At 66.6% G+C, this 12,695-nt stretch carries 16 protein-coding genes and 1 pseudogene; 7 read left to right on the plus strand and 10 right to left on the minus strand.

The genetic code is table 11. The features are described from left to right. From ACNQQL_RS14125 to hyfB, 4 genes are read right to left on the minus strand one after another with little or no spacing between them, the layout of a single operon-like run. Positions 1–1,464, minus strand: a complete 1,464-nt coding sequence (locus ACNQQL_RS14125; protein ID WP_347064456.1) for a hydrogenase 4 subunit F — start codon at positions 1,462–1,464, stop codon at positions 1–3. Further along, positions 1,457–2,116 (minus strand): formate hydrogenlyase, encoded by a 660-nt coding sequence (locus ACNQQL_RS14130; protein ID WP_072437918.1) that lies wholly within the window; start codon positions 2,114–2,116, stop codon positions 1,457–1,459. The genes ACNQQL_RS14125 and ACNQQL_RS14130 overlap by 8 nt, the downstream gene beginning before the upstream one ends. Beyond that, positions 2,117–3,067, minus strand: a complete 951-nt coding sequence (locus ACNQQL_RS14135; protein WP_347064457.1) for a respiratory chain complex I subunit 1 family protein — start codon at positions 3,065–3,067, stop codon at positions 2,117–2,119. It abuts the gene before it with no gap. Continuing rightward, positions 3,061–5,064 carry a hydrogenase 4 subunit B gene (hyfB, locus tag ACNQQL_RS14140; protein ID WP_347064458.1) on the minus strand — a complete coding sequence of 668 codons (2,004 nt, stop codon included), beginning with the start codon at positions 5,062–5,064 and terminating at the stop codon, positions 3,061–3,063. Before hyfB ends, ACNQQL_RS14135 begins: the two co-directional genes overlap by 7 nt. 240 nt (positions 5,065–5,304) lie before the next feature. On the opposite strand from hyfB, the gene ACNQQL_RS14145 reads away from it, so the two are divergent. Continuing rightward, the gene (locus ACNQQL_RS14145; RefSeq protein WP_034184417.1) at positions 5,305–6,072 is read left to right on the plus strand and encodes a YoaK family protein; all 768 of its coding nucleotides are present in this window, start codon (positions 5,305–5,307) and stop codon (positions 6,070–6,072) included. A 157-nt stretch (positions 6,073–6,229) separates the two neighbouring features. Beyond that, the gene (locus tag ACNQQL_RS14150) at positions 6,230–6,415 is read left to right on the plus strand and encodes a ribbon-helix-helix protein, CopG family (protein ID WP_034184418.1); all 186 of its coding nucleotides are present in this window, start codon (positions 6,230–6,232) and stop codon (positions 6,413–6,415) included. A gap of 7 nt (positions 6,416–6,422) precedes the next feature. On the opposite strand, the gene ACNQQL_RS14155 is transcribed toward ACNQQL_RS14150, so the two are convergent. Together ACNQQL_RS14155 and ACNQQL_RS14160 are read right to left on the minus strand one after the other, a co-directional pair. Further along, entirely contained in the window at positions 6,423–7,259 is an 837-nt protein-coding gene (locus ACNQQL_RS14155; RefSeq protein ID WP_347064459.1) for a fused MFS/spermidine synthase, read from the minus strand. A 97-nt stretch (positions 7,260–7,356) separates the two neighbouring features. Further along, positions 7,357–7,701 (minus strand): zinc ribbon domain-containing protein YjdM, encoded by a 345-nt coding sequence (locus ACNQQL_RS14160; protein WP_034184663.1) that lies wholly within the window; start codon positions 7,699–7,701, stop codon positions 7,357–7,359. 162 nt (positions 7,702–7,863) lie between these two features. Here ACNQQL_RS14160 and ACNQQL_RS14165 point away from each other — a divergent pair, with 162 nt between their 5' ends. The 4 genes and pseudogenes from ACNQQL_RS14165 (at position 7,864) to ACNQQL_RS14180 (ending at position 9,632) form a co-directional block, all read left to right on the plus strand. Beyond that, entirely contained in the window at positions 7,864–8,340 is a 477-nt protein-coding gene (locus tag ACNQQL_RS14165) for a hypothetical protein (protein ID WP_204420737.1), read from the plus strand. Between the two features lie 6 nt (positions 8,341–8,346). After that, entirely contained in the window at positions 8,347–8,610 is a 264-nt protein-coding gene (locus ACNQQL_RS14170; protein WP_347064460.1) for an HPr family phosphocarrier protein, read from the plus strand. A 153-nt stretch (positions 8,611–8,763) separates the two neighbouring features. Then, the gene (locus ACNQQL_RS14175; protein WP_072437911.1) at positions 8,764–8,985 is read left to right on the plus strand and encodes a hypothetical protein; all 222 of its coding nucleotides are present in this window, start codon (positions 8,764–8,766) and stop codon (positions 8,983–8,985) included. Positions 8,986–9,065: 80 nt separating this feature from the next. After that, a pseudogene (locus ACNQQL_RS14180) lies at positions 9,066–9,632 on the plus strand (GNAT family N-acetyltransferase). 67 nt (positions 9,633–9,699) lie between these two features. Here ACNQQL_RS14180 and ACNQQL_RS14185 read toward each other — a convergent pair. Next, entirely contained in the window at positions 9,700–9,921 is a 222-nt protein-coding gene (locus ACNQQL_RS14185) for a hypothetical protein (protein WP_175961711.1), read from the minus strand. Positions 9,922–10,003: 82 nt separating this feature from the next. After that, positions 10,004–10,351 (minus strand): hypothetical protein, encoded by a 348-nt coding sequence (locus ACNQQL_RS14190; RefSeq protein ID WP_347064461.1) that lies wholly within the window; start codon positions 10,349–10,351, stop codon positions 10,004–10,006. A gap of 624 nt (positions 10,352–10,975) precedes the next feature. On the opposite strand from ACNQQL_RS14190, the gene ACNQQL_RS14195 reads away from it, so the two are divergent. After that, entirely contained in the window at positions 10,976–11,686 is a 711-nt protein-coding gene (locus ACNQQL_RS14195; protein WP_347064490.1) for a response regulator, read from the plus strand. Positions 11,687–11,766: 80 nt separating this feature from the next. On the opposite strand, the gene ACNQQL_RS14200 is transcribed toward ACNQQL_RS14195, so the two are convergent. Both ACNQQL_RS14200 and ACNQQL_RS14205 read right to left on the minus strand, forming a co-directional pair. Beyond that, positions 11,767–11,913 carry a hypothetical protein gene (locus ACNQQL_RS14200; protein WP_347064462.1) on the minus strand — a complete coding sequence of 49 codons (147 nt, stop codon included), beginning with the start codon at positions 11,911–11,913 and terminating at the stop codon, positions 11,767–11,769. Positions 11,914–12,028: 115 nt separating this feature from the next. Continuing rightward, positions 12,029–12,523: a low affinity iron permease family protein gene (locus tag ACNQQL_RS14205; RefSeq protein WP_347064463.1), complete on the minus strand. Its 495-nt coding sequence runs from the start codon at positions 12,521–12,523 to the stop codon at positions 12,029–12,031. Positions 12,524–12,695: the final 172 nt, after the last annotated feature.

The raw sequence follows: 12,695 nt of genomic DNA on the forward strand, positions 1-12,695 counted from the left end.
TCACCCCGCCAGCATCGTCGCGGCCTGGCGATACCAGGTCGCCAGATAAGGCGGCACGTACAGGCCGAGCATCAGGCCGAGCGCCAGATGGACGAACACCGGCAACAGCGCCGGCCGGTGTCCGAGCGGTTTCGCCGTCGTCGTGCCGCCGAACACCATCCGCTGCACGCGCGAAAAGATCGCCGCGAAGGCGACGGCGAGCCCGAGCAGCAGCAGCGGCGCCGTCCACGGCAGCGTATTCATCGCGGTCGTCAGGATCAGGAATTCGCTCGCGAACACGCCGAACGGCGGCAGGCCGAGAATCGCGAGCGTGCCGAGCATCATCCCCCAGCCGACGGTCGGGCTGACCTGCAGCAGCCCGCGAATGCCGTCGATCGCCTGCGTGCCGGCCTTCTGCGCCGCATGGCCGACCGCGAAGAAGATCGCCGACTTGACGAGCGAGTGCACCGTCATGTGCAGCAATCCGGCGAAAGTCGCGACCGGGCCGCCGAGGCCGAAGGCGAACGTCACCAGCCCCATGTGCTCGATCGACGAATACGAGAACAGCCGCTTCACGTCCTTCTGCCGGAACAGCGAGAACGACGCGACCAGCACCGACACGAGCCCGAACCCGACCAGCAGCCGCCCCGGCAGCCCGTTGCCGAGCGCCCCGTCGGCCAGCACCTTGCAGCGCAGTACCGCATACAGCGCGACGTTCAGCAGCAAGCCGGACAGCACCGCCGAAATCGGCGTCGGGCCTTCGGCATGCGCGTCCGGCAGCCAGCTGTGCATCGGCACGAGGCCGACCTTCGTGCCGTAGCCGACGAGCAGGAACACGAAGGCGATCGACACGATGGTCGGGTCGAGGTGCGCCTTGACCGCGACGAGGCTCGTCCACAGCAGCGCATCCCCGCCGGCCAGCTGCCGGCTTGCGGCGAGGTACAGCAGGATCGTGCCGAACAGCGCCTGCGCGATGCCTACGCCGCACAGGATGAAATACTTCCACGCGGCCTCGAGGCTCGCGGCCGTCCGGTAGACGCTGACGAGCAGCACGGTCGCCAGCGTCGCCGCCTCCATCGCGACCCACAGCACGCCGAGGTTGTCGGTCAGCAGCGCGAGCAGCATCGCGAACATGAAGAGCTGATACATCGCGTGATAGAGCCGCATCCGCGCGGCCGTCATCCGGCCGCGATCCTCCTCGACCTGCATGTACGGACGCGAGAACAACGACGTCGTCCAGCCGACGAACGCGGTCAGCGCGACCAGGTAGACGTTGAGCGGATCGACGAAGAACGCGCCGTCGAACACGCTCGACGGGCCGTTTTCGACGGTGTGCGCGGCGAGCGCGAGCGTCGCCGCGAACGTCGCGAAACTGAAGCCGGCGTTCAGGTTGCGCGCGACGCGGCTGGACCGCACGCACGCGAGCGTCGCGGCGGCCGCGAGCGGCAGGCCGAGCACGGCAAGCACGACATGGGCCTCATTCATCTTTGAGCGTCTCGAGGTGATGGATGTCCAGGCTGTCGAACTGCTCGCGGATCTGGAACATGAACACGCCCAGGATCAGGATGCCGACCAGCACGTCGAGCCCGATGCCGAGCTCGACGATCATCGGCATCCCGTTGGTCGCGGCCGTCGCCGCGAAAAACAGCCCGTTCTCCATCGACAGGAAGCCGATCACCTGCGGAATCGCCTTGGCGCGCGTGATCATCGCCATGAACGACAGCAGCACGCAGGCGAGCGCGATGCCGAGCGCGCCGCGCGCGACCGAGGTCGCGAGCTGGCTGATCGGCGAAGCGACGTTGAACGCGACGATCACCAGCACGATGCCGATCAGCTGCGTGGTCGGGATATTGATGAGCGGTTCGACGTCGGCGCGCACGTCGAGCCGGCGCACGAGCCGATACAGGAGCCACGGGATCACGCCGACCTTCAGCACGAGCGTCAGCCCGGCGGACACGAACAGGTGCGCGTCGCCCGTCAGCACGCCGAGAATCAGGTTGGCCGACACGAGCGCGACGCCCTGCAGCGTATAGAGATGGATCAGCGACAGCGTGCGTCGCTGGCTCAGCATCGCGAACGACAGGATCAGCAGCAGCGCCGCCAGGAAGTTGATCAGTTGCGTCGCGTAGCCGTGCATTCACGCCCCCAGCAGGATGTGCACGAGCATGCCGATCACCGCGAGCAGGAACGCGGTGGCGAGAAACTCGGGCACCCTGAACAGCCGCATCTTCGCATTGACGGTCTCGACCGCGGCGAGCGCCGCGCCGCCCGCCATCAGCTTGACGAACAGCACCGGCACCGCCAGCAGCAGCGCGAGCGGATTACCCGCCTCGGCAATGCCCCACGGGACGAACAGCGCGAGGCCGATGCACGAATAGGCGAACAGCTTGAGGCTCGCCGCCCATTCCATCAGCGCGAGATGACGCCCCGAGTATTCGAGCAGCAGCGCCTCGTGGATCATCGTCAGTTCGAGATGGGTGGCCGGATTGTCGACGGGCAGCCGTGCGTTTTCGGCGAGCGACACCAGCGTGAACGCGATGCCGGCAAACGCCAGGCTCGGATAGAGCGTGAGCTCGCCGCGCCCGAGCGTGCCGACGATGCTCGTCAGCAGCGTCGACTGCGTGATCAGCGACGCGGACAGCAGGACCATCAGCAGCGCCGGCTCCGCGAGAAAGCCGATCAGCATCTCGCGCCGCGCGCCGAGCGTGCCAAATGCCGTGCCGATGTCCATCGCGGCGAGCGACAGCGCGACGCGCGCGAGCGCGAACAGGCCGACGAGCGCGATCGCGTCCGCGGCGGGCGACAGCGGCAGCTCCGTCGACAGCGTCGGCACGATCGCGCACGCGAGCGTCATCGCGGCCCAGACGACGTAGGGCGCGCCGCGGAACACCGCGCTCGCGCCGTGCGCGACGACCGATTCCTTGTTGAACAGCTTGTGGAGCATCCGGTACGGCTGCCAGACCGACGGCGCGCGCCGGTTCTGCAGCCACGCGCGGCACTGGTTGATCCAGCCGGACAGCAGCGGCGCGGCGGCGAGCGCCACCACGATCTCGAGGATCTGCGATGCCACGCCGGAGACGGTCACCATCTTCTCACCAGCATCAGGAGCAGGATCAGCACCGCGAAGCTGTAGGTCAGGTAGACGGCGATCCGGCCTGTCTGCAGCCGGCCCGCCCATTCGGCCGCGCGCAGCGTGATCGCCGCGATGCGCTCGTAGAGCAGCCAGGTGCGATCGGCGACCGACACCCGGTACGCGGGCTGCGCGTCGAACGGCGACGGCACCTGCCGCTCGATGCGCAGCAGCGGCGCGAAGATCTCGCGGATAGGCTGCCCGAACCCCTCGGCCGTGTCCTGCATCCGCGTGGTCGGAAACGGGAAACCGCAACCCCACGGCGCGGCGCGGCGCAGCCGGCCGTGGTAGAAGCGCCGCACCAGCAGCCACGCAAGCCCGCAGCACGCGACGAAAAACAGCATGAACACGGCCGGCATGTAGCTTGCGCGCGCGGTCGACACCGGCACGAGCAGCAGCCAGCCGTGATTGTCCGCGCCGACGCCGGCGCCGACGAGCCCGCGCGTGACCGGATCCAGCAGCTTGACGAACTGCGCGGGCATCAGCCCGAGCAGCACGCTGAGCGCCGCGAACCAGCAGAACGCGAGCCGCTCCCACGCATTCGCGTCGCGGGCGCGGCTCAGTTTGGCTTCCCTCGGCTGCCCGAGAAACACGATGCCGAAGAACTTGACCATCGTGTAGCCGGCGAGCGCGGCCGACATCGCCACCAGCGCGGCCGCGATCGGCACCGTCATCGCCAGCACCGAATCCGGCAGGCCCGGCGTAAACAGAAACGCCTGCAGCAACAGCCACTCCGCGACGAAACCGCTCATCGGCGGCAGGCCCGCGCTCGCCGCGACGCCAGCGAGCACGGCCCAGGCCGTCCACGGCATGAAACGGATCAACCCGCCGAGCTTGCCGAGATTGCGCTCGCCGGTGGCGTGCAGCACGGCGCCCGTCCCCAGGAACAGCAGGCTCTTGTATGCCGCATGCGCGACGACCTGATAGAGCATCGCGGTCAGCGCGAGCGCCGCCAGGGTCGTCATGCCGAACGCGCGAAACAGCACCGCGAGCCCGAGCGACACGAACATCAGGCCGATGTTGTCGATCGACGAATAGGCGAGCAGGCGCTTCATGTCGACCTGAATCGTGCTGAAGACCACGCCGAGCAGCGCGGTGCCGCCGCCGAGCACGAGCAGCAGCACGCCCCACCACGCGATCTGCACGTGCAGCAGGTCGAACACGGTGCGCAGCAGCCCGTACAGCCCCACCTTCAGCACGAACCCGCTCAGGAGCGCCGACACGGGGGACGGTGCGGCCGGATGCGCATCGGGCAGCCACACATGCAGCGGAAATACGCCCGCCTTCGCGCCGAAGCCGACGAGCGCGAGCAGGAACGCGAGCGACGCCCAGGTTGCATCGAGCGACTGGGTGCGCATGTTCGCGAACGTGTAATCGCCGGTGCGCGCCTGCAGGATGCCGAAGCACAGCAGCAGCGCGAGCGCGCCGACATGCGAAATCAGGAAATACAGGTAGCCCGCACGGCGGATTTCGCCGATCCGGTGATTGGTCATCACGAGGAAGGTCGCGGACAGCGTCAGCGTTTCCCACGCGACCATGAACGCGTACGCGTCGTCCGCGACGAGCACGAGCGCGATGCTCGCGACGCACACGTGATATTCGCAGCAGATGAGCCCGGGCGCGGCGCCCTCGCCCTTGCGGAAGTAGCCGGCGGAAAACGCGCCGATCCCGGCGCTGACGAGGCCGAGCACGAACAGGAAATAGCCGGACAGGCGGTCGAGCCGCAGATGGAACGGCAGGTCGGGCAGCCCGATCGGCAGCACCGCGACGGACGGCTCGGCAAACACGCCCGCGAGCCCCGCGGCCGACAGCAGCAGCCCGCCCAGCGCACCGAGCGGAAACAGCCCGTGCGCGACGACCCGCGTGCGATGCAGCGCCCCGAGCCCCAGCGCGCCGATCGCGAGCCAGGCAGCCACGACCAGCAGCACGAAATGGACGACCGGCACGGGTGCCATCCGGATTGTCTCCAGTACGCTCGGGTTGAACGGGGGCATGGAACGGCGACGGCAGGCGCGCCGGCTCCACTTGCATTATTGCATCGAAAGCCAAAGCTGGCTAACAGGATATGATAATGGCATTATCATACAAGCCACATGATTCGAGGAAGCCGGCGCCTTCGCGGGCCGCCCGTTCGGCCCGAAGGGCGCCGTCCGGCACGTCCGCGCCCGCGATCCCGGCTATTGAGCGAAGCCCCTATGCCAGCGCAGTACTTTCGAAGCCTGACGGGTAAACACCGCAGCGCAACCGCGAACCGCCAGCTCGGCTTTTCGCTCGCGTTCGTCGCCGGCGCGACCAACGCGGGCGGCTTCCTTGCGGTCAGGCAATACACGTCGCACATGAGCGGCATCGTGTCGGCGATCGCCGACCAGGCGGCGCTCGGCGACATTCCGCTCGCGCTGGCCGGCATCAGTTCGCTGGCGTCGTTTCTCGTCGGCGCCGGCTGCTCGGCGGTGCTCGTCAACTGGGGGCGCCGCCGCGGCCTGCAGAGCCAGTACGTGCTGCCGCTGCTGGTCGAGGCCGTGCTGCTCCTGCTGTTCGGGCTGCTCGGCAGCCACCTGGCGCTGTGGGAGGCGTTCTTCGTGCCCGTGACCGTGATCCTGCTGTGCTTCATCATGGGGCTGCAAAACGCGATGATCACGAAGCTGTCGGGCGCGGAGATCCGCACGACGCACATGACCGGCATCGTGACCGACCTCGGCATCGAACTGGGCAAGCTGTTTTACTGGAACCGCTCGGCCGTCGACGTGGACATGCACGCGGTTGTCGCCAACCGCGCGAAGCTGAGGATTCACGCCACGATGCTGGCGTCGTTCTTCGTCGGCGGCCTGGCCGGCGCAATCGGCTTCAAGTATGTCGGTTACGTGTCGACGGTACCGCTCGCCGGCATGCTCGTCATGCTCGCGATCGTGCCCGTGGCCGACGACGTGCTGACCTGGTTCTGCCGGCTCGATCGCCGGCCCTGAGCCGGCGCGAAACCCGACCCGCGCGGGCGCATCCCGGCGGGCCGCCCGGATGGATGACCGGACCGCACGGCAACCGGCCGGACAACCCGTTTCGGCCGTGACGCCGAAAGCAGATGTATTATAATTTGATTAACATATCCGCCGACCTGTCCGCGCAATGGAAACGAAAACCGCCCGCCTGACCGTCCTGATCGATCCCGCCAAGAAGGAAGCATTCGAGATGCTCTGCGCGGCGCAGGATCTCACGCCGTCGCAAGTCGTACGTCAGTTGATCCGCGAGTATCTCGAGCATCACGGCGTGACCTACAAGACCAAGAGCCCGCTCGGCAAGCGCATGAAGTAACCGCCGGTCAAGCCCCGATTTCCCAGCTCCCGGGCGCTTGCTCGCGCCAGACCAGCCGCGCCGGATCGATGCCCGCGCCGCTCTTCAGCCGCCGGGCCGTGGAAGCCAGCTTCAGTTCGCCGGCAACGGCGAACTGAAGCGCGCGCTCGAGCAGGATGCGCAACGACGGCAAGCGATCGCTGCCCTTCCATGCGAACGCGATGAAGTTGTTGTCGTCACCGCACGGGACCAGCGCATACGACGCACCGAACACGGCGCGCAGCCGCTCAAGGTACAGCGGCAGCGCCGGATCGTCGTCGGTGAAGTTGATCGCGAGCACGCCCGCGTCGTTCAGCCGCTCGCGGCACGCCGCGAAGAAGGCGGCACTCGCGCACCGGCCCGGCATGCCTTCGGCGACGAACGCGTCGTGCAGGATCACGTCCGTGCGCACGTCCGCCTCCGTCATGTAGTCTGCGCCGTCGGCACACACCACCCTGAAGCGCGCATCGTCCGCAGGAATCCTGAACACGTCGCGCAGCGCGATCACCTCGGGATTGATCTCGACCGCATCGATCGCCGTATCGGGCAGATGCCGGTGGCAGTATTTCGCCAGCGAGCCGCCGCCGAGCCCGAGCATGCAGATGCGCGCGGGCGCGGGCTGCAGCAGCAGGAAGCCCATCATCACGCGCGTATAGCCGAGCGCGAGCGCGGCCGGATTCTTCAGCGACATGAAGCTCTGCGTGGCGAGATGATCGAAGTGCAGCGACACCGCATGGCGCGTCTCCAGCACGAACGGCCGGCCATCGCGCAACGGCGTCGACAGGAATCTGACGAACGCATCGTAGGAGGTTCGATCCTCTGCCATGCTTGTTATGCCCGGGTAGTCAAACAGTCGAAGCCGCTCGAAGCACGGGCGGCCGGCCGCGCGAACGAAGCGCCGCCGCGGCGGCGCACGCGCGCAATCACACCTTTTTCAGGAAACAGGCCTTCAGCATGAAGCCGCCGGCGTCCGTCTTGCAGTCGACTTCGTGATCGCCGCCGACGATCCGGATGCTCTTGACCTTGGTGCCCATCTTCAGCGTGATCGACGAGCCCTTCACGCGCAGGTCCTTGATCAGCACGACCGAATCGCCGTCCGACAGCACGTTGCCGTTCGCGTCCCTGACGACGTCGCCGGCCGCTTCATCGCCGGCTTCGGCACCGGCCGTCGCCGACCATTCGTGACCGCAGTCCGGGCACACGTAGAGCGTGCCGTCCGGGTAGGTGTTTTCCATCGCGCATTGCGGGCAGGCAGGGGCGGCGTTCATTGCAGCATCCATCGGGTAAGGTTCGAGTCGAAAAAACGGGTGCGTGCAGCATTTGCTGCACACGGCATTATAATACAATACACATGTTCTCCATCGCTGTACTATAATCCTCGCTTTCCGCCGTTCATCGGACTTGCAGGCGGTTTCGCTGAGGATGTCGACATGTTCGAGCTGGATGGTGCACTGCTGCGGCCCGATCGGCGCCCCGTTACCCTTCGGGAAATCACGGAAAACCGGCCGATCGTCGTCGTGGGCGTCGGGCGCGGCGTCGAACGCGGCTTCCAGCTGATTCATCGCTTCCACGACGTCGGCGCTCAGCTCGCGGCGGCCGAGATCCACCTGGCTTTCGTGTATCCGGCGGAATCGGCCCGGCACGTGACGGACCCGATCTCGGTCGCCTGCGTGCGGTTCCGGCGCCATCCGCACCTGCTGCTCGATGCCGACGACCATTGCTTCGCGCGCGGCGTGCCGCCTCGATCGCTGCGCGCCGTGTTCGTCAACCCGGAAATGGAACGACTCGCCGGCATCGACATCGACTTGCGCGACGCCGCGTGGGAAACCGCGTTTCGCGCGTTTCTCGCGCACTGCGGGCTTGGCGCCGCGCACGGCCCCCGACGACTCAACCAGAGGCTTTCGTAAAAAAACGTGGCAACCGTCGTCTACCTTCAAATCGGCGCCGCGTGGAACCGGACCCGCGCGGGCGCGGCCAGGGATGCGGTCGTCACAGCGGCACGCCGCTTCGAAAGCGACATCGTGCTGATCGTGAACGGGTGCCGCGGCAACGCGAAAAACGACGCCGCGATCGCGTCGCTGGAGTTGCGCGGCGGCACGTCCGCCCAGGTGCTGGCCGCCGGGCCCGATGAGGAAGCGGCGCTTCAGGCGCTGCTGCCGTTGCTGCAGGAGGGCTGACCCGCGTGCCGCCCTCCGCCCCGTCGCGCGTCGACCTGCTGCTGCCGATGCGCTCACGCCGCGAGACACGCGCCCGATGACGGAATGCCCGCCGCCGCATTCCGCAGCCGCGCTGCCGCGATCCACACCGCACACCCATTCCCGGAGGAAGTCATGAGCGACCAACACACGTCAAACGCCCCCAACCTGTCGGCGTCCGCCGTCTGGGCACTCGAACGCCTCGCCGACGTTCGCTACGGCCGGGATGCGCCGGCGCTCGGCTGGTCGATCGCGCGGGAACTCGTCGGTGCGGGCTTCGCCAGCCATCCGCCGCACGGCCGCTCCGGCATTTCGATCACGTCCGCAGGACGGTCCTTCCTGAAAAGCCTGAAGTAGCGGCCGCGCGGGCGGATTCCGCGGTATCGTACCGGCACGTTCCGCGCGGCCGGCCCGCGTGCCTCCCCCCCTTCCTGCCCATGGAATGCCCGATGACGTCGAACGTCCCGCCGCCCGTCGCCTCCCCGCCCGTCCTCGACACGCCGCGCCTCGTCCTCGAGGGCCATCCGCTCGGCGACTTCGACACGCTCGCCGCGATGTGGGCCGAGCCGGACGTCGTCGCGCACATCTTCAACGGCGAGCCGTCCGCGCCGCGCGATTCATGGATGCGCCTGCTCGCGTATCGCGGGCTGTGGCCGCTGCTCGGCTACGGCTACTGGGCGATTCGCGAGAAGGCGTCGGGCCGTTATGTCGGCGATCTCGGCTTCGCCGATTTCCACCGGCTCGTCGAGCCGTCGATTCGCGGCGTGCCTGAAGCCGGCTGGGCGCTGGCGACGTGGGCGCACGGCAAGGGCTATGCGACCGAGGCGCTCGCGGCCGCGCTCGCGTGGCTCGATGCGTAGCAGCGGTTCGAACGCAGCGTGTGTCTGATCGCGCCGACCAACGTCGCGTCGATCCGCGTGGCGGAGAAAGCCGGTTACGGCGATCCGGTGCGCATCAGGTTCAACGACACCGATTCGTTGCTGTTTTCACGCGCGAGCCGGTAAGCACGACGGCGCACCCGCTATCGCGGGCGTGCCGCATCCGCTTGCGGCGCGTGTGCTTCAGCCGTACTCACTCCGCAACCGGTTCGTAGAAATTCGCAAAGAGCCTGTCGTCCATCGGCCAGCAGTTGCCGCGCTCGTCGAGCAATATCCAGTCGCCAGGCTTCACCGAACGCCAACCCTCCGGTGTCGCGACCGCCCACACGCCTTCACGGTTCTCCACTCGATCATGGTCGCCATCGGCGAACCACCGTGTTGCATCGACATAATTGATGCGTTTTCGAAATCGCATACCGCCACCGAAACGTTACCCCCTGACAGGCACTTCCAAAGATCTGTCCGCGTATTGAGCATGGGCGCCCGGATAGTGACGCTCATGCGGGAAAAGAAGGGGGCCGGGATGCCATCGCATCCGCCCCGGGCGATAGCGGCTGCGCCGCCAACACCTGCGTCGCCGGCCCGGTTTCGTACAACGCAATCCAGCCCTCGGCGATGAGTGCCTCGAACGTTTCCCGGGCGACGGTGGAGATCCGGACATCGATCTCCTGCATTCTCCCGATCGCCGCGCGAACCTCGTCCGGTTGATCGGGCGCAAGCGCAATCACAAACCTTGAACGTGTTTCCGCGGCCCGGACGGCCTCGCTCCAGTCAGCCCGGGCGACCGCGACTTCGATCGCATTCGTGAGCACATCGAGATTCTGGATGACTTGCAGCGGTTCCATTTCGCACTCCTGTCAATACATCGTACGGTCCGGATGCCTGCCCCTCGAAGTCCCGTGCGACGTCAACACCGATTCACATGCGTTCATTGCCGGCTGTGGCGCGCTGAATGCGGGCAACCGCGTGTATCGGCCACCGCCTTCGTCGCTGCAAGCCCTTTGACGACAGAGCGGAAATCGCTGCAAGACCTGCGCGTCCGTCAGTTGCGAGGATTGTAGGGAACCATGCGCTGCGGCGTACGTAATATTTTGTAATGATGCGTCGAGCAACCTTTACGGGGCTTCGCATTGGCCAGCGCAAGCGGCGTTCGCGCAAGCGGTTTTCCGCAAACGTTTTCGCCCGAACGACGCCTCGTCAGGGTTCCCTGCCGGCTACACGCCGGATATCGCTCCGACTCTTTTCACCCGAATATCGAGCCGTTCGCCGCCGACACGATTCCACACCGTCATCCGTTCGCTTTTCCGCAAGCCGGCGACGATTTACATGCAGATGTGTTCAACAAACGATGCAGATTTCATCACATTCCATCGGAATGTTGCGCAGTATCATGCACCTCGCTTCGGTTGCCACGCGTTCGGACAGGGCCTGACCGCTCGCCATTTTCCCGTATTGCCCCTCGTTTACCGATGCCCATCCGAATCCTGCTCGTCGAAGACGACGTCCAATTGTCCGCGCTGATCGCGGACTATCTGCGCAAGCATCAGTACGAGGTGGACACGCTGTTCGACGGCACCGACGCCGTATCCACGATCGTCGCGAATTGCCCCGATCTCGTGCTTCTCGACATCAACCTGCCGGGCAAGGACGGCTTCGAGATTTGCCGCGAGGCACGCACGCAATATGACGGCATCGTCATCATGGTGACGGCACGCGACGAAAAGTTCGACGAGTTGCTCGGCCTGGAATTCGGCGCAGACGACTTTCTCCACAAGCCGATCGAGCCACGCATTCTGCTCGCTCGGATCAAGGCGCAGTTGCGACGGCTACGAATGCGTCCGGCCGGCTGCGTGCCCGAATCGCCCCAGCGATTCGTGTTCGGCAAGTTCTCGATCGACCGGACGGATCGCAAGGTTCACCTTCCTGACGGTAGCTCGCCTCGCCTTACCTCGACCGAATTCGACCTGCTGTGGGCCCTTGCCAGCCGCGCCGGCGAGGTGGTCAGCCGGGAAGACCTGACGCTGCTGTTACGCCGCATCGAGTTCGACGGCCTCGATCGCTCGATCGACTGTCACATCTCGAAGCTGCGCCGCAAACTGCGTGACGACGCGCTCGAACCGAAGCGAATTAAAACGATCCGCTGCAAGGGCTATCAGTTCAGCAAGCACGCCTGGGAATAACGCCGAATGCGTGCCGTCGCGTTGCGTCGTGTACCGCATGTGCGGCGCACGAGCGCTCGCATCGATCGGCTAACCACCGGCTATTGCGCGCGTGCCGCCCCTTGCGCGCCGCCGGTCTGCCATCCTCCGCCCGGCGCCTTGCACGACAGGCAGAGATCGGTCGTCTGCAGCGCGCCGTTCCCCTGCACGAACACGCCGACTGCAACCGACGCGCAACCGGCATTCACCGCGCGGATGCGTTGCGATCCACGATGCCGGGACGGAAATGACAACCGGTTGAAAAAACGTCCGCAGTTCTCGTGCCGATCGTTCCGCAGCCGTACCGCGCCCCCATTCTCCCCGTCACGATTCGGGCGGATTGTCGGCCGGCTCGCCTTCCCGCTCGGCGGCCCGCTTCGCCATGTCGAGGTAGGTCTGCGCGAGTGCGCGCAATTCTTCCTCCGATGCGTCCTCGATCCCGATCAGCCGGTCGCTCGCCGCGTGCGTGACCGCGAGAAGCTCGTCGAGCTTCAGATGCAGCGCGACGCTGTCGCGGTTCTGGTTGCGTTGAAGCAGGAACACCATCAGGAACGTGATGATCGTCGTCCCGGTATTGATGACGAGCTGCCACGCATCCGAATAGTGGAAGAGCGGCCCGGTGAAGAGCCACAGCACCGTGACGGCGACCGCGCTGCCGAACGCGACCGGCGAACCGGCCCACACGGTCACGTGCGACGCAAAGCGTTCGAAGAGGCGCGTGACGGGACGGCGCGCCGGCCGGTACGCCGCTGCGACGCCGGCTCTGAGTTCGCCGCCCGCGTCCTGCCGGACGCGGGAAGGATCGTTCGATTCTCGCATGGCGCCTCCCGGATATGAATGTCGGATCGCGACGCATGCCCGGGGTTCGGTCCCGTATGCAAGCGCTGCACACCCAGGAGCAGGTCGCATGCCCGGTCGCCTCGCCGCGCAGTGCCACGCACGATGCGCACCGTGCACGGCTCATCGGAAACCAGGGAGAACGGCATGGCCT

Source organism: Burkholderia sp. LFS061 (genome assembly GCF_047978125.1).
Lineage (GTDB): Bacteria > Pseudomonadota > Gammaproteobacteria > Burkholderiales > Burkholderiaceae > Burkholderia > Burkholderia pyrrocinia_C.